This is a genomic window from Enterococcus haemoperoxidus ATCC BAA-382 (assembly GCF_000407165.1).
In the GTDB taxonomy this organism is placed as follows: Bacteria; Bacillota; Bacilli; order Lactobacillales; family Enterococcaceae; genus Enterococcus_L; species Enterococcus_L haemoperoxidus.
In genome coordinates this window covers 448,894-471,255 of sequence record NZ_KE136480.1, presented here as the reverse complement: position 1 = coordinate 471,255, position 22,362 = coordinate 448,894, and the positions used below count along the sequence as shown (strand labels likewise).

Here is a 22,362-nt window from a genome sequence, read left to right as displayed (position 1 = left end):
TATGAATATGGATATTGTCTGATTTTACCTACTTGGTGGAAAGGAGAAAAATTAACTATGTATAAAATTGGATATGTTGCATTGACTACCACAACAGAAAAAGACTATATGAATACCCTAAAAGTTACATATGAAAATGTTCATAGTATTGAGCACGAACAAGTGATGTTAAAAAAATCAAATGAATTAGATGTGATTATCATTCAAGATGATGACAATCAATACGTAGGAAATATCTGTGAAATGATCATTCATTTAAGAAAAAGCTCAGATACATTGGTGTGGATTATTTCAGAGCATTTAACAAAAGCTAATCGCAGTGTTTACCCAAGATTAGGAGCGGATGGAATTGCAGGGAATGAATGTGAACCCGATGAGTTAGTTCAGTTGATTACTAATGCATTGAATCGCTATAGGAGCCGACTTAACTTTTCAAAACAAAATGGTAAGTTGGTATCTAGAAGAAATCAATTAAATACAGTTGTAGGATTAGAACTTGTTCCTAGTAATTTTAGTGTAATGATTGATGATAATGAAATTGATTTGACTAAACTTGAGTATCTAGCGCTAGAATATCTTCACCAAAATGTTGGACGAGCAGTCAGTTACGATGAAATTTATCAAAATGTTTGGAAAGACGATGTTGCGGATCGAAAATATCGAGTATCAAACTTAATCTTTCATTTGCGCAAAAAAATCGAAAAAAATGAAAAGGCGCCAATGTATATCAAAACTGTTCGATCCAAAGGCTATATGTTAGTTATTTAGAAACATTGAAAGGTAACAAATAAAGTTATTGAACAGTTTTGTGACTGTTTAATATAGAGAGAAAATAGGAGGAAGATAGAGATGAAAAGTATTTCATTAAAATCAACAGTAACAAAAGCAGTAATTTTAGGAGCATTGATCGCCCCGACAGTTTTACCACTAGCAGCGCATGCTAACGAAGGTTCATCTGTTGTGGCTACAGAAAATGCGAAACAAGTAAACACATTTGAACAATTGAAAGCGGCACTGGCAGACGCTTCAGTATCTGCAATTGAAGTAACAGGGGACATTACTTTCCCAAGAGCTATCACAGGTGTACCAATTCGAGATGTCAAAATGTATTCAACAACAGGGGCAAAAATTGATCTTGGTAAACATTACATTCACGGTAAAATTTCAAGTAAAGAAAAAGGTACGTTCACTTTAGAAGGTGTAGAAGTTGTCGGTTATCGTAAATTAGCTACTTTCTTCAAAGGGAGTAATGGTTGGGACTTCGTATCAAAAGACAATACCTTTGATGGTGAAACGTTAGTTCAATTGAATAACGGAACATTAACGTTTGAAGGAACAAACACAATTGATGCAGAAGATGAAATCGGTTGGGTTGCACATGTTGTCTTTAAAGAAGGTTCTGAATTAAATGGTATTGCTGCTAATAGTGGCCATGATCGTAGCGCATTTAAATTCAAAGGGACTTATGAAAATGGTTGGCAAGGAACTGTAACGGTTGAGAGCACTGCATCAGTAATTTTAAATGTAAAAAACCAAGCACGCTCTGCATTTAATGGCAAAATCAACCAAATTAATTTACAAAGTGATTCTAGACTAAAAATTGAAACAGAAGGAACTGGGTTAGCATTTGATAAATCAATTCACCACAAAACGGCTCCTGTTTTAAACGTAGGTGAAAATGCAGATCTGGATATTCACTCAAAAGGCGCAAGTAAAGGAATAAAGCCAACAATTGATCTTGCACAACCAGGTTCTCAAATTAATGTTGCTAAAGGAGCATATGTTTATATTACAGGTGAAGGAACACAAGGTATTGTTTTTTCAGCACCTGGTTCATCAATCAATGTGAACGAAGTAGTAGAATTTGAATTAGGTAACAAAACATTAGGTTCACCAGTTTTCAGCACTAAAAAGAACCAAGGGAATCTAACGTTTGCTTTCCAAAATCAAGATAAAATTGAAGCATATAGTGACTACAATACGCTAACTAAAGAATGGTCTGTAACGGAAGCGACAACGAGCATTGCTAATGGTTCAACACAATCAGTTGACTCTGCGGTAGCAGACTTTAACAGTGAATTCCAAGTTCAAAACTTTGGTAGAATCATCATTACACAACCTACAACATAATTAAAGTATTTTAAAGACTGAGATAATACTAACTCAGTCTTTAAAATAAAATTCTAAGGAAAGGAGAGGGGAAAATGCTGAAAAACAAAAAAATCCAATTTTTGATCGCTATTGTAGTAGCAGTTAGCCTTATCTTTTTCCAAAATGTCTTTTCCAATAACTATAAACTCCAAGCAAAGATATCCGCAGATAGCTCAGTAAGTGATAATAAGCTATTTGGAGTCCCTTATTTGACCGATAATCCAAGTGATCGTGGAAAAATGCTTACAGAATACGATGCAGATAAAACTATTATCTTAGGAAAGACAAATATTACATCTTTGCCGGGAGAATACAGTTTTATACCGCGTTGGACGGAAAGTGTTGCTGGTAAAAATATAGGTACAGAGGTATTAAATAACGGGTTTACAGAAGTTGCCAACGCTGGGAATGGATTTACTGGTAAGGTGTACCAATATTCCCCAGAGGATTTTGAATCGAAAAAACCGGCAAATCTAACGTACACTAATGTTGGGGTATTTAAAGGGAAATGGATTGATATGCGTCTCACGGTTACTAATGTTGAAAAAAATAGTGGGTTTAATGCGAGAGGGACTTCTTCTAAAGGGTTATTAATCGGTGGAACAAAAAACCACTTTAATCAAGTACGATTAACGAAATCAGAAAGCACTAAAGAAGATCAATACCCAACTGTAGAATTGACTTATGAATACTTAGAACATGGAACAGAGAATAAAGTTGAAGTAACGGGTTACAATGTTTTTGCGGATGTAGATTACCGTGAAAGTATTTTAGTAGATGAAAAGAAAATGAATTTACAAAATCTTATCATGTCAGAAGACACCAAATTAAGTTTTAAAAAGACAGATGGATTACTACATCTGATGCCATTTATCCCAGGCGTAAATGCTCTCGAAGATCTAGCTAATCGTGAAGAAGCTAAATTATCTTGGGCAGCATACACATTTGGTCCAACATCGGGTTATCCGATAATTTTTCGAATGTCAGATAGTACAACGATGGCGGATAATGAAGGATTATTGCCCTTTGAAACAGATAATCCTAATAAAGTAGGATATGACAATGAAAGTACTGATAATGAAAAAAATGTGGAATATTCCGTTTATCAATATACACCAAACAATGGGAAAAACTATCGTTATAATTCATTTACATGGTTAGATCCCATTCATAATGCCATTAAAGTTGAAAAAGCAACTGATATTAAGCTTAAATTTGGACAAACTCAAGAAGATTTACCAGCTAAATATTACAATGTTACGATCGATCGCGATGTAAACGTGCCAGCGGTATCGGCAGATCCAGAAAAAGGAGTACTAGCAGAACCAGCAGGTGTGAGAGATGTTATTCGTGTAGAGTTTACAGAAGCCTTTATGACAGATAAAGATGCCAATGGAAATTTGTTGATGTATGGTGAAATGTTGGAGATGGACATAAAAGGAACATTGAATTCTGAGAATCGACTGGCACTACAATCGACATACTCAGCTTCTGAAAAAGCATTTGTCATACCGAATAGATCAGAGTTGCATTATACAGATAATATTTCTGTTACAGGGGATAAGAAAAAAATTATTTCTAGTAATACGGCCTATTCTAAAATTAAAACTGGAGAAGAAGTTCAAACTTTTGTTTCTAAAAAAGTGGTAAACAAGACAGCTGAAGACAACAAGCGACCCGCAACGGATAACGCAAAAGTCGGCGACATTTTGAACTATGAAATGGAAGTTAAAAACCTTTCACTTGTCCCAACGAATGTTTGGAAAAAGGTCACGATTTTTGATGAAATCGAATCGTCTTTAGATATTGATACTAGCACAATTGAAGTTACCAAAAATGGCACAACTGAGAAACATCCAGAATATTATGATGCGAATAATCGTAAATTGAGCTTGCCAAAACAAGATATAAAAGCTGAGGATACGTCTAATTTGAAAATCAATTTTTCAGCAACAATCAACTTTTCAGCTTCAGGGAAAAAGGTTGATAACTGGGTTTATGCTAATGGAGTAGATTCACTCGGTAATCCTGTCAAAGACAAGGACAACGCTTTGTTAGCTCAAAAAGTCGAAAACTTAATTCCACCAACCATTACATTGAACGAAACAGAAGGTGTATCAACTGGTGAAGCGAAAATATTATCCGGAACATTCAACGATCCTGATTCTGAGAGTATCACAATGTATTACCAAGTAGACAGTGGAGAACCTGTTAAGATTGTTCCAGAGTATATCAATTCGCCTAAAAATAATGATAATTCTTACCAATTTACAATACCAGGGGAAAAATTATCTCATGGTCCTCATAAAATAATTGTCTATGGTATAGATAGTGAGAAGTTAAAATCAAATGAATTGGTTTATACGTTAAAAGATGGAGAGTTAAATTTTATTTCCGCACCAAAGGTAATCAATTTCGGAATCAAAGCGTTTGATGCTAAAGTTACGAGAATAGATAATCCTTCTTATGATAACGATTTAGTTATTTCTGATGGAAGAGGACTGTTGGATACATGGACATTGACAGCTAAATTAAACGGAGATATGCATTTAGTGGGTGATGTAAGTAAGGTTTTACCAGATGCGATCCGATATGTCTATAATGGACAAGAATATAAGTTAAGTAATTCAGCTATACCTATTATGGTCCGTAAAAATGATAATCATAATGCTTATAATATAAGTGATTCTTGGGGGAATAAAAAGAATGATGATGGTTTCAAGTTAGAAGTTTTGCCAGGAGATGTTCAGTCACTAGGCGATTATGAAGCGGAGATTATTTGGGAACTATCTGCTACGCCAGGCGCAACACCACCGTAAAGGAGAGAAAAACAGTGAAAAAAAAATTATATATGACAATTCTAATTTCTTTCTTATTGGTTGTGTTTGGGAAATGCCATACGATAACAGTCTTTGCTGATGAAAATCAAATAGGGGGACAAGTTGGCACAAATGGTGTAGTTAGTTTCTATGAAGAAAAAGGAGCAGAACCGGAACTAGAGGAAGCAAGTTCCGAATCAGAAAAACCAGAAAAACCAGAAAAACCAGAAAAACCTAAAGGAAGATTGCCTTCAACTGGTGAATTTGTAAAAGGTTCACTGGGTGTATGTGGGATTGCGATACTATTTTTCTGTAGTTACCTTTTGCTCAAACAAAAACGAAAAAATGGGAATGGTGGCTAGATATTATGGGAAAAAAATTTGTATTATCAATAGTCTGTGTTGTTGCATTTTTGATAGCTCAAGCACAATCCCATTTTGCCGAAGAACATGAAATAACTTCTAAAGGAACTATTAAGATGAAGGGGCAATTACCTAAAGATCCAGTAGATCCAGAGCATCCTGAAAAACCGGTAGATCCTGGACCAGGACCTTCAACTGATGGATTATTACGCTTTGATTTTGCTCCGAAATTGAAATTTGGACACAATAAAATTACCAAGACAGATCGTAAATTTTACGCCAATGCTCAATTGTTCCATGATGGGACAGAAGCTAGAGGGAATTATATTCAGGTGACAGATTCTCGTCCCGGAATTAAAGGTTGGGAACTGCAAGTTCGCCAAGAACAACAATTTACAACCCTAGAAGGAGCTAAAAGCACAGAGAAAGAATTAAAAGGTGCATCACTATCTTTTGATAATATATGGGTCAATTCTGTTACTAGTTCTTTGGATACAGCACCAGAGATATCCAAAGATACTATTATGGTAGACAAACAAGCAACTACATTCCCGCTTGCAACTGCTCAATCAGGGCAGGGGAAAGGACAATGGGTCATTATTTTTGGCGCCTCTCAAAGTAATCCTCGAAATCAAAAAGTTACATTGGAGCCGAAGGTTGATGAATTTGGCACACCAGTATTGGATTCAGAATTTGAAAACCAGCAAGTTTATGATAACCATTCAATTTTTTTAACCGTACCAAATGAAACAAATATTCAAGCGGTACAATATCAAACGGAGTTGACTTGGGTATTAGCCGAGTTGCCTTAATAAATAACACACAAAAAATAGGAGGAACAAAAATGAAAGTAAAAACACTATGTAAAGCAGCATTATTATCAGTAATAGCTATTGGGGTAGCGGTACCAACTGCTACCAATGCAGCAGAACACACAACAACAGGAAAGGGGAAAATTAACTATACACAGGATACTGGCGATAATAAAGATATTGACCCAGAAAATCCCAAAGACAGTGTAGATCCTAAAAATCCTGATGATGTTACTGACAACGATACGTTTGGTGCAATTACAATTGATCGTGTAACAACGTTAAATTTCCCACCACAAAAAATTGGTGTTTATACAGAACCTCAAGTTTATTCGGCTAATGCGGTCTCTATGACTAATTCAGCTGGTGTAGATGTAACTCGTGGTAACTATGTTGCTTGGACAGATAAGCGTGGAGGAAACGATCACAAATATCAAATTAAAGCAAAAATGACGAAGCAATTTACATTAGCAGGAAGCGATACTGATACGTTAAAAGGTGCAACGATTGATTATCGTTATGGATTATTGAATTCTGACATGGTTACTACAAGTTGGCCGGCTACAACAGCTGTTCTTGACTTCCAATTAGCTGAAGGGGCTGCTGAATCAGCATTAGTGTTTGATAACAATGATTCAACTGGCGTAGAAGGATTAGGAACTTATACAGCTGAATTTGGTCAATCTGATTTAGATATGAAAAATGAAAAAGGTGAAGCTGCCAAAGGTTCAATTAAAGATGGTGTGAAACTTACTGTACCAGCTGGAATCAATATTAGTGAAGGCGACTATGAAGCTGAAATTACTTGGTCTATTGAATTTTCACCAGCAGCAACTCCTGAAGCTTAAAACATAAATTTTATTAATGAACAAAGAATTGAAATAAGACACTGATCATTTTTTCGATTAGTGTCCTTATTTCACTGGAAAGGATGTACATATGAAAAGGCAAAAAAATAAATGGTTGGTCTATCTTAGTTTTTTCTTAGTTGGGATTACAATCACTTTTTCTCAAACTGGGTATGCTAATGAAAAGAAAGATGAGAGTGGCGCAGCAGGGTTTGTTTATGAGCTACAATTTCCTGAAAATCAACAACAAGAAGTGGGATATTTTGACTTAAAAATGCAACCTGGACAACAACAAACAGTTCAAATATTAGTGAAAAATTATAGTGATGAAGATATAGCAGTTAATGTCAAGTTGAATGGTGCTAAAACGAATATGAATGGCGTATTAGAATATGGGCCGACAGCTCTAGAAAATGATGCATCATTAAAATATGATTTCACAGATTTAGTAAAAGCACCAGAAAGTATTGAAGTACCCAAAGAATCAGAGAAGATGTTAGATTTTATGATTACTATGCCAGAATCTTCTTATGACGGAGTGATTGTTGGGGGAATTCAATTACAGAAACAAGATGATGCAAATAAGCCAAAGCAAGAAGGAACAGCGATCATTAATAAGTATGCTTATGTTGTAGCAATGGTACTTCAAGAAAGTGATGTCAAAGTTCAGCCAGAGCTAGAATTAAACAAGGTAGTTGCTGGACAATCAAATTATCGTAATGCAGTGTTTATTGATGCATCCAACACTAAAGCTAATTTTCTAAATGATCTTACTTTAGAAGCTCAAATCATGCCCTTGAAGAGTGACGAAGTGTTATATGAAACGAAAAAAAAATCTATGAGAATGGCACCTAACTCTAATATCAAGTTCCCTGTAAGTATGGGAGGAGAAAAGATGGTACCTGGTAAATATCGAGCTCATGTATTGGCAACCTCAGGCAAAAAAAAATGGGAATGGACCAAAGAATTCAGTATTTCTAATGAAGAAGCAGATAAATTTAATGAGGAAGATCTTGGCTTGGTACAAGCTCGTGGTATTAATTGGAAGTTAGTTGCAATGGTTATAGCTAGTGTAATGAGTGTATTAATTGTGATTTTTATTGGTATTCGCATAGTGAATAAACGCAGAGCAAAAAAAAAGAAAGAACTTTCAATGATCAAGAAAAGAAAAAAAAGGACTGAGTGAAATTATGAATGATTAATAAGGAGAGTGAAAAAAGTGACAATATTTGATTGGATACTTATTAGTGGTATATCGTTAGCCGTATTGACATTTCTTTTGTTTCCCCTTTTTTTTCTCCTTTCTTGGCAGGCGGGTAGTAAACTAAAAAAAATGCAGAGAAGGCGTATAAAGAATAAACGCAAACGTAAAATGTTAATGCTTGAAAAACGAAAGTTGCTAAAAAAGAAAAAAAAGAGAAGAAACAATGCAATTGTTTGTTTTCTTGCCTGCATTATTTTTGGGGGTGGAGTTGGTTATTTGTATTACTATCAATCAACCAATCTAATGGCAAAAGACGCTGATTCTATTGCGCAAGGATATTATTTATTGAAAGATATGACAAATGAGTTGAACAGAGCTGGAAGTGAAGAAGGTAGTAAAGAAAAGGCTGAGAATAATTTGCGCGTATTATCTGGAAAAATCGCAAGTTACGGAGCAAAACAAGCTAGTTCAGTCAATACCGAAGAAGGACAACTTGTATTGAACCGATATTACAGGGCGATGAAAGAGTTTGGAACTAATACAGTTTCTAATTACATTTCAATTTATGGAAATCAGGAAATGGTTGATGAGTTTATAGAAGATATAAAAAATGTTCAGAAATATCAGAAAAAAGTTTTTGCATTTTACAAAGTAAATGAAGAGGCATTTAAGAAAAAATAATAGGTAAGAAAGAAGGGTGTCTTTGAAGTTACAGTCGAAAAAACGGCAAAGACATGAGCAACAAGTGAAAAATGATGAACGGAAGAATCGAAAAAGAAAAAAGCAATGTAGACAAGTTGTAATTAAAAAGAAAGTGAAAGAAAAAAGTAAAAATGTACAGGAAAAAGCAAAAAAGAAAAAGGCTCCGGATGTTGCGCTTACACATAAACCTCGCAAAAAGAAAAAGGCTGTTAAGAAGAAAATAAAAGCAGTAAAAAAGAGTAGTAAACAGGCCTACTGGAAAAAAGTAAAGATGTTACTACTTGAAATGGTGTTGGCAATTATTAGCACAGCAACAATACTTCTCTTTTTTTTCAATTTTTTTTATGCAATACTTAAAGTTGAAGGATATGCAATGATTCCAACGATACACGGAGGAGATTGGGTGTTTGTGGATAAGAAAAAGAAAATTCGTTCATTTGACTTAATTTATTTTGAAATACCAAACTCAAAAGAGAAATACATTAGACGCGTGATTGCAATGCCGGGTGAAACAGTTGTTTATAGGGATGATACCTTAATAATTAATGGTGAAATAAAAGATGAAACGTTTATTGGTGAGCAAATAGCTGAATCTAAAGAATTGAAAACAACATTTACAGAAGACTTTACTGCGACTACGTTAACGGGACATGGGGAAATTCCCAAGGAGAAATTTTTGGTATTAGGTGATAATCGTTCATATGCAACGGACAGCCGATATTTTGGTTTAGTCGATAAAAAGGACATAATTGGGGTAGTAACAACCAGAATTTGGCCTATGTATAAAATTGAAAATCTAGATTATCGCATGATTAATTGAATGGAAAAGAAAGTGAAATAAAAGCGTTTAGCTACGGGAAATGGGGAAATGTTTTTTCATCGTTTATTTGGATATAAAGAAGCTTAGATACAACTCTTAGGGGTAAATCTAAACTTCTTTTTTATTTTTAGTATTGTTTTATAAAGAAAAGATATTTGCTCCTGGATTGTAGTACTTATAAGACAAATACCTTTAAAACCTTAATCTAGCAAGAAACTGAAGTTGTTCAATGAAACAATCTATGCCAGAACTTTCTCTTAGGTTGCTCTGTTTGATTTACTGAAGTTTGCTTAGGATACTTTAGCTCAACATCGATCGTTTCTTCATTTACCGCCTCTTTTGCCGTTAACACTAGCCCTAAAGCATCTGGTGTATTCTCAACAAAATCATTGACCACTGTAAATTTTACTTTTTGCTCATTGATCAGCTTGATATAAGACGATTGCAAATCAATAGCCATTGCCCCGTTTAAAAGGACCGTAGCATCAGGATGTTTTGTGAGTTCGTTTAAGAAATTACGTTTATCCTCAGTATTTTTCATCTGTGTTATTGTCATCGTCAGATAGCATCTTTCGCGGAATGTTCCCATATATTTCCGCTGTTCTTCGGGTTTCAGTAGCGGGGTGCCATACATTGCATTATCTAAATGTTTCTGTAAGTCATCTTGTGCCATTAATTATCTAACCTGCTTCCATATAGTCTTACTTCAAATTATAGCATACAACAAACAGGAAACACCTAAAAGACCTGAATTCCCTTGCTGATTGAGAATGAATAAAAGCTAAAAAGGTATTGCTTTTCTTACTAATTTCGCATAGACTAATAAGTAAGAATGAAAATCATTCTCAATTAGAAAAGCTGAACAAGTTCGTTCAGTTCTGACAGAAAAATAAGAAAGCGTGATTGTGCCGCTTTTTGGCATGAGCAAGTTTTATCTTTTTTCCGAAGAACTAGCTTGTAAGGCTAGACAATTAGAAAAGCTGAACAAGTTCGTTCAGTTCTTGAGAAGGTATCATTCTAGCAAGTAGAAAAACGGAGCAAGTATATGAAAAAAATAGGCCTATTTGTTCTCTTACTCCTTTTGATTGTATCATCGATTTTTGTCGGGGTGAAAGATATTTCTCTGACACAATTATTTCAATGGGATTCACAGCAACAATTAGTATTGTTAACAACACGATTACCACGAACGATTAGTTTGGTAATCGCTGGAAGTACGATCAGTATTTCTGGTTTGATCATGCAACATCTAACACAGAATAAATTTGTTTCGCCAAGTACAGCAGGTACGATGGATAGCGCACGTTTAGGAATTTTAGTCGTGATGATTCTTTTTCCCAGTGCACCGTTATTATTCCGGTCTTTTATCGCATTCTTGTTTGCTTTTGGCGGTACATTGATTTTTATCTATTTAACACGGTTTTTACCTGCAAAAAATCAAGTCATGATTCCGCTGATTGGTGTGATGTTTGGAAATATCATTGGTTCGGTGGCAACATTTTTTGCGTATCAATTTCAATTAGTTCAGAATATGTCTTCATGGCTGCAGGGAAACTTCTCTACAGTGATGAAGGGAAATTATGAATTACTTTATCTGACGATTCCTTTATTGATCATCACCTATCTTTTTGCGTATCGCTTTACAGTTGTCGGTATGGGGGAAGATATGGCAACCAATCTGGGATTAAATTATCAGCGTATCCAATTATTTGGGTTAGGGATTGTGGCTTTATCTAGTGCGGTTGTTTTGATCATGGTGGGAAATATTCCATTTTTAGGCGTGATCGTTCCTAATCTGGTGTCGATGCGTTATGGCGATCATATGAAAAATACGTTGGCAATCACAGCAGTTGGTGGAAGTATCTTTTTATTAGCTTGTGATGTTTTAGCTCGTGTCGTGATTGCACCATATGAAGTGCCTGTCAGCGTTGTTGTCGGTGTGCTTGGCAGCTTTATCTTTATCGCATTATTGATGAGGAGGAAAACAGCATGAAAAAATTCTTCCAGTCATCCGCGATAAAAATCACTTTACTGTTGGTTGCCGTGATTGTAGTTTGCGCTTTGTATTTATCCTATAAAACTTATGGAAACTGGGCCTTTGCTTTAGAGCTTAGAGGGAAAAAATTACTTGCTTTTGTGTTCGTCGGGATCGCTGCAACATTTTCAACAATCAGTTTTCAGACGATGACACAGAACCACTTTTTAACGCCAAATATTTTGGGTCTGGATTCATTATATGTTTTTATTCAAACCTTGCTGTTTTTCTTTTTAGGTGGGCAGCAACTTTTAGGCAATGAAACGATCGCTACATTTCTTTTGAATGTCTTATTGATGGTAAGTGCGAGTATCATGTTGTCTCGCTTCTTGTTGAAAAAAGGCGGTAATGATCTGTTTCTACTATTGATGATCGGGATTATCTTAGGAACATTTTTCAATAGTATCAGCACATTCTTGCAGGTCGTGATGGATCCGAATGAATATGATTTACTGCAAGGTAAGCTATTTGCTAGTTTTGGGAATGTGAATAGTCAGCATCTATTGATTGCTGGAATTTTGATTACGTTATTAGTAGGATTTTTATGGCTTAAAAGTCATGCATTAGATGTTTTGCATTTAGGGAATGAGCAAGCAACTAGTTTAGGGATCAATGTTCCGAGATTTCAGTTTGTCTTATTGACTGTGATTAGTGGATTGATCGGACTTTCGACTGCTTTGGTGGGCCCTGTGACCTTTCTTGGCTTTATTGTGGCAAATATGAGCTATCAACTGATGGGTACCTATCGACATCGTGAGTTATTTTTAGGCGGTAGTTTATTGTCCATCCTTTTGTTAGTATTTGGACAGTTTCTTGTAGAGCAAGTGTTTCAGTTGAATACGACGTTAAGTATTGTAATCGAATTTGGCGGCGGTGTTTATTTTGTCGGAAAGATTATAAGTGAAAGGAAGCAGCGCAGATGATCGAAATCAAAAATGTTTCAAAAAGATATGGTGAAAAGATTGTTGTTTCAGAGGTTCAATTGCCCATTACGGAGCAAAAATTGACAGCTTTTATCGGTCCAAATGGAGCAGGTAAAAGTACGCTGCTTTCGATGATGAGCCACTTGATTCCAAAAGACACTGGTGAGATTTATTTAGACCACAACGAAGTAAAAACGTGGAAACAAAGTGAACTGTCTAAAAAGTTATCGATTTTAAAACAAACGAATGGCATCAATCTGAAAATTACGGTTAGAGAGTTAGTTAATTTCGGCCGCTTCCCCTATAGTAAAGGTCGCTTAAAAAAAGAAGATCATGAAAAAGTTGAAGAAGCAATGGCAAATCTTGGATTGCTGGAATTAGCAGATGAACTGATCGATACATTGTCAGGTGGACAATTACAACGAGTTTATATTGCGATGGTTTTGGCGCAGGATACGGATTATATTTTACTAGATGAGCCATTGAATAATTTAGATATGAATTTTGCAGTTCAAATGATGCAGACATTACGGCGTTTGGTGGATGAATTTGGTAAAACGGTCATTATTGTACTGCATGACATCAATTTTGCGGCGAGCTATGCAGATGAAATCGTAGCAATGAAAGACGGTCGGCTGTTTACACATGGTAGTACAGATGACATTATTCAATCTGAGGTATTGAATAAACTTTATGATATGAACATCCGAATTTGTGAAATTGAAGGAAAAAGATTTTGTATGTATTTTAATTAGAAAAGTGGAACAAACACATTCAAATGTAATAGAAGAATTTTAAACTATTAATTAAACTGGGGGAAATAAAATGAAAAAGAAATTCTTAGCAATTGCAACTGTTTCTATGATCGCACTCCTTACATTAGGTGCATGTGGTAACAATGGGAAAAAAGCGACAGACGGTTCAGCTTCTAAAGAATCAAGTTCAGATGCAGCAACAACGATCACAGTAAAAGATTCAAACGGCTCGGTAGAAGTGCCTAAAAACCCTAAAAAAGTCGTTGTTTTTGATAATGGATCCCTAGATACAATTGATGCGTTAGGTATGGGGGATGTCGTTGTTGGTGCGCCAACGAAAAACCTACCTAAATATTTAGAAAGCTACAAAAAAGTAGAATCAGCAGGTGGTATCAAAGAACCTGATTTGGAAAAAATCAACCAAATGAAACCAGATATGATCATTATCTCTGGTCGCCAACAAGATTTCCAAGACAAATTAAGCAAAATCGCTCCAACGATTTACCTATCAGTAGATGCTAAGGATACATGGAACTCTACCAAGAAAAATATTGAAACACTAGCTGAAATCTTCGATAAAAAAGACGAAGCGAAGACGAAAATTGCCGATTTAGAAAAAGAAATTGCTGATGTTAAAGAAAAAGCACAAGCAAGTGATGAAAAAGCGCTAGTTGTTTTAGTAAATGAAGGACAACTTTCAGCTTATGGTACGGGTTCTCGCTTCGGTATCGTTCATGATACTTTTGGCTTTAAACAAGCAGATGATGCAATCGAAGCATCAACGCATGGCCAAAGTGTTTCTTATGAATATGTTTTAGAAAAAAATCCAGATATCTTATTCGTTGTTGACCGTACGAAAGCAATCGGTGGCGACGATACGAATGATAATGTAGAAAATAATGAGTTAGTAAAACAAACAAATGCTGGGAAAAATGGTAAAGTTATTTCTTTACAACCTGATGTTTGGTACCTAAGTGGTGGTGGATTAGAGTCTACGCACTTGATGATTGAAGATGTGGCAAAATCACTGAAATAATTTTTACTAAACAATAAAAAACGGGACATATGTCAACTAATGACGTATGTCCTGTTTTCTATTATATTTTATAAGCTAAATTGATCTTCTCTTTTTTTCTTAGTGAAATAGACACCTGCAATGATTGTTAGTCCGATAGAAGCGACTAAAGAACTAGTTTCAGCCTCACCAGTTTCAGGTAATTTTTTATGATCTTTTTTAGATTGCTTATTGTTAAGAAGTTCTGTTTTGACAGGAACTTGCTCTAATAGGTTAGGAATTGTTGCTGTTTGGATACTTGGTGTTGGGGCAGCGGGAGTCGCTGGTACCTCAACAATTTTTCTATAAGTAGCAACGAAGTGTTGATCTTCTAAACCATATGATCCACTAAATGTTGTAGAAGGATTCGAATAGGTTGCTTGAGAAATACCTAAATATTCATAACCAGGTACTTCAGGCGCTGTAATAGTGAAAGTATCCTTAAACTTACCAACTTGGGAAACGACTTCACCTAAAGGTTCGCCGTTTTCATCAACACAAATGACACTAACAGTTGTTTGTACGCGATCATAGCGATAAATGACTGTCTGTTCAGTTTCTGTATACGAACCGTTATTGTTAAGAGGTGTATTTACTAGCGTATAACCAGGAATGTTTTGGGCTACAGTTGTGTAGTTTTCACCAATAAAACCATTTAAAACAGTTAGCGCTTCTGTTAATTCATTGCCTAAATCGTCAAGGTGAAGTACAAAGACATTTCCTCCCACGATGCCAGCTAGTTGTCTAACAGTGACAGAAATATTATGAATACCTGTATTAGAGTTTGGGAATGTCAGCTGTAAACCTAATTGACCTGTTTCATCAACAATAGGAATTGCCAATCCATCTGAGGTAGATACAAATTCATATCGTCCAGCTTCTAAAGGTAGACCAATATTTTTAGTTGTACCAACTTCACCCGCAATAGGTATAACTTGGGTTGTACCTGTTGTTTGATCAATAAGGCTGATCATTACAGTTACAGTTGTAGCAGCTTTGTCTTCTTTAGGCTGTTCTTTTTCTTTTGTTTCTTTTTCAGCTTCAGGTTTAGCCTCTTCTTTTGAAGGGTCTTTTTCTGGTTTGCTTTCAGGCTTAGTTTCCTCTACAGGTGTTTCAGGTTTAGCCTCTGTTTCTGGTTGTTTTTCAGGTTCAACTTCTTTTTCAGCTTCAGGCTGTTCTTTTTCTGGAACGACCTCTTGTTGCTCTGAAGGAACTGACGGAGCTTCTTCAGCGAATGCATATTGTGCATTCAATAATGTTGGCGCTAGTAAAGTAACCAACGCTAAACTAGCAAATCTTTTGTTTTTTTTCATTTTACCTTCTCCTCCTAAATAGTACCAAATTATTTTGATACAATTAAAGTATATCATTAAGAAGACAGAGCGTTTTATCAAAAAAAGAATTTATTTTATAAGAAATAGAGAACAAAGTAATAGATTATAATTCGGATGTATTTTTATTCTTACATTAAGGGGTATCAGGGAAGAGGGGTTATAAGTCATTATGTTCGATTAAAATGAAAAAAACTCTGTTGACTCTCGCTAAAAATTTATGCTACAATCCATATAATACATTATCTATTAAAATTAAATGTGAAGATAAGGAAAGTATTTTTCAGATAACTCAAAGAGAGTCTCGACTGGTGGAAAGAGACAGTGAACATGGAAAAGAAAATGGCCTTTGAACAAATTGATCGAACAAGTTAAGGTCAATTCAGGTGCGCCTGTTATAGCGCCTCAGTATGTTTGTACTGAAAGAGTGGACTTATTATATAAGTCAATTGAAGGTGGTACCGCGAAAGTTTAAAACTCTCGTCCTTTTATAGGATGAGAGTTTTTTGTTGTGAATCACTACGATTGGCTATGTCAGAGTAGATGATGAACAATACTTGGCGACCAAAGGGAGAGAAGTTACATCTATGTTCATTTATGATCAGCTTTCCTGACATCTACACAAACAAGGTAGGAGTAGTTTAATGTATAAAGATATTGAAGGGGGAAATAAAATGAAGAAAAAATTATTAGTCGTAAGTGCAGTACTAACGGGATTAATTCTAACCGCATGCGGGGGCAACGACAAAAAAGAAACAACTAAAAGCGAAGACGGGACAATCGCAGCAAGTCAAAAAATTAAAATCAGCTCACCAGCACCGATCTCAACTTTAGATACAACACAAACAATGGACAAAAATACTTTCACGATCGTTCAACATCTTTTTGAAGGGCTATATCGTTTTGATGATGATAGTACACCGATTCCCGGTTTAGCAGAAAAAGTAGATATCAGTGAAGATGGTTTAACGTATAAATTTACACTGAAAGAGGATATAAAATGGAGCAATGGCGAACCAATCACAGCGCAAGATTTCCTATATTCATGGAAAAAACTTGTAACACCAGCAACGATTGGCCCAAATGCTTACCTGTTAGACAATGTAAAAAACAGTAAAGCAATTCGTAATGGTGAGAAATCTGTTGACGAGATTGGTCTTTCAGCGCCAAGCGATAAAGAATTTGACGTCGTATTAGAACAGGCGCAACCCTCATTTTTAGCAGTTGTTTCAATTGGATGGTTAGCTCCGCAAAATCAAGCTTATGTTGAGAAACAAGGAAAAGAGTACGCAGCAGACAGCGATCATTTGATTTACAGTGGACCATTTATCTTAACAGATTGGGATGCATCATCTGATACATGGACACTAAAGAAAAATCCTGAATACTATGATGCTGATAAAGTAAAATTAGAAGAAGTTAAAGTGAATACAATCAAAGAAGAAAATACAGGAATCAATTTATATCAATCAAATGAATTAGATTTAACTCGAATCAGTGGTCAATATGTGCAACAATATAGCGACGATGCGGGGTATGTAACGCATTCAGATGTAGCCAATAATTATTTAGATTTCAATAAAAAAGAAGGCACAGCGCTTGCAAATACTCACTTACGAAAAGCGATTGCTCAAACTATCGATAAAGATGCATTAACGAAAAGTGTGCTGAATGATGGCTCAAAACCATTAAATGGTTTGATTCCGAGCGACTTATACAAAAATCCTGAAACCTCTGAAGACTTTAGAAAATTTAGCGGTGATCATTTGGTTCATGACGTAAAAAAAGCGCAAGTTGAGTGGGAAAAAGCCAAAGCGGATTTAGGGGATAATATTAAGTTGTCACTATTGGTTTCTGATGATGATAACGGAAAGAAAATATCTGAATATATCCAAAGCCAATTACAAGAAAACTTAAAAGGCTTAGAAATCACGATTAATGCGCAGCCAAAAAATAATCTATTGCAAACACGTAAAGATAAAAACTATGAACTTTCATTATCTGGCTGGATCGCGGGTAGCAGTGATTTAGATTCTTATTTTAACTTATATGCTGGAGAGTCTGCGTATAATTATGGTTCATACAAAAACGCTGACTATGATAAGTTGGTTACGGACGCCCGTACAGTCAATGCAAATACACCAGACAAGCAATTTGATGATTATAAAAAAGCGGAAGATATTTTATTAGATCAAGGTGCCGCGCAAGTGCCACTGTATCAAAGTGCGTCTAACTATTTGATCAATCCGAAAATTAAAGGGATCAGTTATCACTTATATGGTGACTATTTCAATCTGAGAACAGCTTATCTAGAGGAGTAGAAAACACAATATAAGCTAAAATTTGAAATGAAAGAGGGATACGATGACTGGATTATTAGAACGATTTATCCGATATGTCAAAGTGAATACTCGCTCTGATGCAGCGAGTCAAACAGTTCCAACGACACCAGGGCAAGTGGACTTTGCAAGAATCATTGAAAAAGAATTAGTTGAAATTGGACTTTCTGACATTCATTACAATGAAAAAAATGGTTTTTTAACGGCTGTTTTACCTGCAACAACAAACAAGAATGTACCAACGATCGGGTTTATTGCTCATTTGGATACAGCAGATTACAATGCTGAGAATATTCAACCCAACATTTTTTCAAACTATGACGGTCAAGATGTTGTACTGAATGAAAAACTGGGAATCATCATGGAGATTGAAGAGTTTTCAAATCTAAAAGATTACATCGGTCAAACCTTGATCACAACAGATGGAACAACTCTTTTAGGAGCGGATGATAAAGCTGGAATTGTAGAAATTTTAGATGCAGTTGAGTATTTATTGGCACACCCTGAAATTCCTCATGGGAAAGTATTACTTGCGTTTGGTCCTGACGAAGAAATCGGACGTGGGGCAGACCGTTTTGATGCAGCTAATTTTCCAGCAGCCTTTGCTTATACGATAGATAGCGGAAGAGTGGGCTGTTTTGAATATGAAACGTTTAATGCGGCACAAGCTGTGATCACGATCGAAGGTACCAGTGTCCATCCTGGTACGGCTTATGGCACAATGGTCAACGCAATCAAATTGGGTGAGAATATAGATGCCCAATTACCGAAAGCAGAAGTTCCTGAAAAAACGCGTGGGCATGAAGGTTTTTATTTGTTGACGAAATTTATTGGTAGTTTGGATCATGCTGAGTTGACGTATATTATTCGAGATCATGACAAAGAACTGTTCAAAAAGAGAAAAGAACAACTTGCAGAGATCGTTAGCGAATTAAACAGCTCATTTGACAAAGAACGAATCACGATCGATTTTCTAGATCAATACTACAACATGAAAGAAATCATCGAAAAAGATATGACACCTGTAGAACTTGCTGTTAAAGCAATGGAAAATCTTGGCATCAAACCGGATATCCAACCTTTTCGTGGTGGAACGGATGGCTCAAAAATCTCTTTTATGGGTATTCCAACTCCTAATTTATTTACAGGTGGCGAAAATTTTCATGGGCAATATGAGTTTATCACGTTAGAGTCAATGGAATTAGCAGCAAAAACAATTGTAGAAATCATTAAAGAAAATACTGATTCATCAAAAACTTGAGGAAAAAGTTGCTGTTTATATAAAAAAACAGTTGACAAGATTAGAAAACTCTAATATGATTGTTCTCAATAGCAAAGCTTTGAGAAAGAGGAGTAGCAACACTGGAACTTTTCAGAGAGCTGATGGGACTGTGAATCAGTAAGGGATGGGTTGTGAATGGACTTTCGAGCGAAATGTTGAATGTTAGTAGGCATTTTCGGGAACTCCCGTTATAGAGTAAGGTCGTTGATAGACGACTGATAAGAGGAAAGAATTTCTTTCGAACTTGAGGTGGCACCGTGAATTTTTCGCCCTCAAACCACAGATTTTGTGTGGTTTGAGGGCTTATTTTATTGTTTATCACTACATAGCGATTCAATCTCATCAATTTCTAAGAGTTAAAGCTCTAAGAAGTAAAGGAGTACGATTGGCTTTGCCAATGCAGATGATCAACAGTACAAGGTGCGCAAAGGGAGAGAAGCAACCTTACTAGGCTATGATCTAATCTAGTTAATAGTGGACACAAGCCAAAGGTTACTTAAAAAGAAATACACTTTTCATTGAGGTGGTACCGTGGATACTATTATTCGCCCTCACAAAACAGATAGAAGTCTGTTTTGTGAGGGCTTTTTGCTGTGAATCACTACGACTGGCTTCGCCAGAGTAGATGATGAACAGTACTTGGCGAGCAAAGCGAGAGAAGTTACCGTACTAGAGAATCACCACACTACGTTTCAATCACATCAATACCTAAGAGCAGGAGCACTAAGAATTGAAGGGTTACGCCAGAGTAGATGATGAACAGTACTTGGCGAGCAAAGCGAGAGAAGTTACCGTACTAGAGAATCACCACACTACATTTCAATCACATCAATACCTAAGAGCAGGAGCACTAAGAATTGAAGGGTTACGCCAGAGTAGATGATGAACAGTACAAGGCGTGTAAGCGAGAGAAGTTACCGTACTAGAGAATCACTACAAAGCGATCTATCAAACTATAAAATAAAAAATGAGAAAAGAGGACATAACGTGCAATTAATCAAAGAAATCCAAGCAGATTATCTAACTGCGATATCCGCATTTTTAAGAATTAAAGGAACAAACAAATGCCTTTTAGAAAGCATTCCTAGAGATAAAAGCAAAGGGCGCTATTCGATCATTGCATGGGATGCTATTTCTGAAATCACTTGTTTTGGAAAACAATTAACGATAGATGGGCAAACAAATACGGTAAAAGATCCATTAAAAGAAATCGAAAAACATGTATTGAAAAAAGAAGAACTCGTAAAAGAACTTCCTTTTCAAGGTGGAGCAATTGGTTATGTTGGCTATGATGTGATTGCCTGCTATGAAGATTTAGGCAAGCTGCCATTTGATGAATTAAATGTTCCTGATATCCACTTTTATCTATTCGATTCTTATTTGATTTTCGATCATGTCGGTGAAAAAATCATTTTGGTTGAGGCGGACGCTTACTCAAAACGAAGTGAAGAAGTATTAAACGAAGCAATCAAGCAGAAAATAAATGAATTACAAACACCAAACGAAGAAGAACAAAAGGAGATCCAGTTAAAAAAATTGGATTATCAAAGCAACTTTACCAAAGAAAGCTTTGAACAAGTAGTTACAAAAGTGAAAGACTATATCAAGCAGGGAGACATGTTCCAAATGGTGCCTTCACAACGCTTAACAGCTGATTTTGAAGAAGAACCTTTCGATTATTACCGTAGATTAAGGGTCACTAATCCATCAACTTATCTGTATTTTCTAGATTTTGGTGAAACATACGTGATTGGATCATCTCCAGAAAGTCTAGTCAGTGTCAAAAATCAAATCGTAACAACAAATCCAATTGCAGGAACACGCAAAAGAGGGCGAACGGTGGAACAAGATTTTATTTTAGAACAAGAGCTACTCACAGATGAAAAAGAACGTGCAGAGCATTTAATGTTGATTGATTTAGGGCGAAACGATGTTGGGAAAGTGAGTGAAATAGGAACTGTTAACGTCCCTGTTTATATGATCGTTGAAAAGTATCGCTTTGTAATGCATTTAGTCTCAGTCGTAACAGGAAAATTAAAAAAAGGATTGACCGCGATGGATGCATTAAAGGCGACGTTGCCTGCTGGAACAGTCAGCGGTGCGCCAAAAATCCGAGCGATGCAGCGTATTTACGAAATCGAACCCGTCAAACGAAACATCTACGCAGGAGCAGTAGGTTACTTATCTAAAAATGATCAAGCTGATTTTGCTATTGGGATAAGAACGATGGTCATCCACAGAAATAAAGCTTATGTGCAAGCAGGAGCGGGTATCGTTTATGATTCTGATCCTACGAAAGAATATGAAGAAACGTTGCAAAAAGCCAAAGCACTTTTGGAGGTGGGAAAATGATTTTACTGATCGATAATTATGATTCATTTACACACAATCTTGCTCAATTGATTGGGACAGACCACGATGTAGTAATCATTCGAAACGATTCAACGAATATTTTTCGATTGGCAGAACAAGCAAACGCAATTGTAATTTCACCAGGACCTGGAACGCCAGCAGAAACAGGCTATGTAAAAGAAATTATACAGCAATTTTATCAACGGAAACCATTATTAGGTATTTGTTTAGGGCATCAAACAATCGGTGAGGTATTTGGCGCTAAGGTAATAACAGCCAAAGAAATTCGTCACGGTAAACAATCCGTTATTAACACAGATAAAACCAGCCAACTTTTTAAAGGAACCTCTGATGAATATTTAGTGATGCGCTATCACTCATTAGTCATTGATCAAAAAACACTACCAAAAGAATTCATAGTTACAGCAACTGCGGCAGAGGATCAGGAAATCATGGCGATCGAACATCAAACATATCCTGTTTTTGGACTTCAATTTCATCCGGAATCCATCGGAACGTCAATGGGTGCAGTGATTATTAAAAATTTTATCCAACTAATGGAGGAACGATGAC

19 protein-coding genes and 2 other annotated features are annotated in these 22,362 nt (G+C 35.9%); of the genes, 17 read left to right on the top strand and 2 right to left on the bottom strand.

Features of this window, described 5'->3' with window-relative positions; translation table 11 throughout:
- The first annotated feature begins 57 nt into the window (after positions 1-57).
- The 9 genes from I583_RS12945 to lepB all read left to right on the top strand — a co-directional run bounded on the left by I583_RS12945 (position 58) and on the right by lepB (position 9,718).
- Entirely contained in the window at positions 58-768 is a 711-nt protein-coding gene (locus I583_RS12945; RefSeq protein ID WP_010761853.1) for a winged helix-turn-helix transcriptional regulator, read from the top strand.
- 81 nt (positions 769-849) lie between these two features.
- Positions 850-2,130 (top strand): pectate lyase-like adhesive domain-containing protein, encoded by a 1,281-nt coding sequence (locus I583_RS12940; RefSeq protein WP_010761852.1) that lies wholly within the window; start codon positions 850-852, stop codon positions 2,128-2,130.
- Positions 2,131-2,204: 74 nt separating this feature from the next.
- Positions 2,205-4,970: an isopeptide-forming domain-containing fimbrial protein gene (locus I583_RS12935; protein WP_010761851.1), complete on the top strand. Its 2,766-nt coding sequence runs from the start codon at positions 2,205-2,207 to the stop codon at positions 4,968-4,970.
- A gap of 14 nt (positions 4,971-4,984) precedes the next feature.
- Entirely contained in the window at positions 4,985-5,332 is a 348-nt protein-coding gene (locus I583_RS12930) for an EF2685/EF0750 family sortase-dependent surface protein (protein WP_010761850.1), read from the top strand.
- Between the two features lie 5 nt (positions 5,333-5,337).
- Positions 5,338-6,144, top strand: a complete 807-nt coding sequence (locus tag I583_RS12925) for a WxL domain-containing protein (protein ID WP_010761849.1) — start codon at positions 5,338-5,340, stop codon at positions 6,142-6,144.
- A 32-nt stretch (positions 6,145-6,176) separates the two neighbouring features.
- The gene (locus I583_RS12920; RefSeq protein ID WP_010761848.1) at positions 6,177-6,992 is read left to right on the top strand and encodes a WxL domain-containing protein; all 816 of its coding nucleotides are present in this window, start codon (positions 6,177-6,179) and stop codon (positions 6,990-6,992) included.
- 91 nt (positions 6,993-7,083) lie between these two features.
- Positions 7,084-8,178, top strand: coding sequence for a WxLIP family cell surface protein (locus I583_RS12915; protein WP_010761847.1), 1,095 nt, complete (start codon positions 7,084-7,086; stop codon positions 8,176-8,178).
- A 33-nt stretch (positions 8,179-8,211) separates the two neighbouring features.
- Positions 8,212-8,877 (top strand): hypothetical protein, encoded by a 666-nt coding sequence (locus I583_RS12910; RefSeq protein ID WP_010761846.1) that lies wholly within the window; start codon positions 8,212-8,214, stop codon positions 8,875-8,877.
- A gap of 64 nt (positions 8,878-8,941) precedes the next feature.
- A complete protein-coding gene (lepB, locus tag I583_RS12905; protein WP_143139961.1) occupies positions 8,942-9,718 on the top strand; it encodes a signal peptidase I in 777 nt (258 codons plus the stop codon).
- A gap of 226 nt (positions 9,719-9,944) precedes the next feature.
- Here the strand turns inward: lepB and I583_RS12900 are convergent, their stop codons facing one another.
- Positions 9,945-10,391 (bottom strand): YueI family protein, encoded by a 447-nt coding sequence (locus I583_RS12900; RefSeq protein WP_010761844.1) that lies wholly within the window; start codon positions 10,389-10,391, stop codon positions 9,945-9,947.
- Between the two features lie 372 nt (positions 10,392-10,763).
- On the opposite strand from I583_RS12900, the gene fitA reads away from it, so the two are divergent.
- The 4 genes from fitA to fitD all read left to right on the top strand — a co-directional run bounded on the left by fitA (position 10,764) and on the right by fitD (position 14,467).
- The gene (fitA, locus tag I583_RS12895) at positions 10,764-11,711 is read left to right on the top strand and encodes an iron chelate ABC transporter permease FitA (protein ID WP_010761843.1); all 948 of its coding nucleotides are present in this window, start codon (positions 10,764-10,766) and stop codon (positions 11,709-11,711) included.
- Positions 11,708-12,676, top strand: coding sequence for an iron chelate uptake ABC transporter family permease subunit FitB (gene fitB / locus I583_RS12890; protein WP_010761842.1), 969 nt, complete (start codon positions 11,708-11,710; stop codon positions 12,674-12,676). Before fitA ends, fitB begins: the two co-directional genes overlap by 4 nt.
- On the top strand, positions 12,673-13,431 hold the full coding sequence (fitC, locus tag I583_RS12885) for an iron chelate ABC transporter ATP-binding protein FitD (RefSeq protein WP_010761841.1): 759 nt from the start codon (positions 12,673-12,675) through the stop codon (positions 13,429-13,431). Before fitB ends, fitC begins: the two co-directional genes overlap by 4 nt.
- Before the next feature lie 70 nt (positions 13,432-13,501).
- Entirely contained in the window at positions 13,502-14,467 is a 966-nt protein-coding gene (fitD, locus tag I583_RS12880; RefSeq protein WP_010761840.1) for an iron chelate ABC transporter substrate-binding protein FitD, read from the top strand.
- A 68-nt stretch (positions 14,468-14,535) separates the two neighbouring features.
- Here the strand turns inward: fitD and I583_RS12875 are convergent, their stop codons facing one another.
- Positions 14,536-15,798, bottom strand: coding sequence for a MucBP domain-containing protein (locus I583_RS12875; RefSeq protein ID WP_010761839.1), 1,263 nt, complete (start codon positions 15,796-15,798; stop codon positions 14,536-14,538).
- Positions 15,799-16,071: 273 nt separating this feature from the next.
- Positions 16,072-16,307 (top strand) — a binding site (T-box leader).
- Between the two features lie 183 nt (positions 16,308-16,490).
- Between I583_RS12875 and I583_RS12870 the strand changes: the two genes are divergently transcribed.
- The 4 genes from I583_RS12870 (at position 16,491) to I583_RS12855 (ending at position 22,361) form a co-directional block, all read left to right on the top strand.
- A complete protein-coding gene (locus I583_RS12870; protein ID WP_034683721.1) occupies positions 16,491-18,137 on the top strand; it encodes a peptide ABC transporter substrate-binding protein in 1,647 nt (548 codons plus the stop codon).
- A 43-nt stretch (positions 18,138-18,180) separates the two neighbouring features.
- On the top strand, positions 18,181-19,416 hold the full coding sequence (pepT, locus tag I583_RS12865; protein ID WP_010761837.1) for a peptidase T: 1,236 nt from the start codon (positions 18,181-18,183) through the stop codon (positions 19,414-19,416).
- Positions 19,417-19,486: 70 nt separating this feature from the next.
- Positions 19,487-19,714 (top strand) — a binding site (T-box leader).
- 710 nt (positions 19,715-20,424) lie between these two features.
- Positions 20,425-21,789, top strand: a complete 1,365-nt coding sequence (trpE, locus tag I583_RS12860) for an anthranilate synthase component I (RefSeq protein ID WP_010761836.1) — start codon at positions 20,425-20,427, stop codon at positions 21,787-21,789.
- A complete protein-coding gene (locus tag I583_RS12855; protein ID WP_010761835.1) occupies positions 21,786-22,361 on the top strand; it encodes an anthranilate synthase component II in 576 nt (191 codons plus the stop codon). Before trpE ends, I583_RS12855 begins: the two co-directional genes overlap by 4 nt.
- Position 22,362 lies beyond the last annotated feature (1 nt).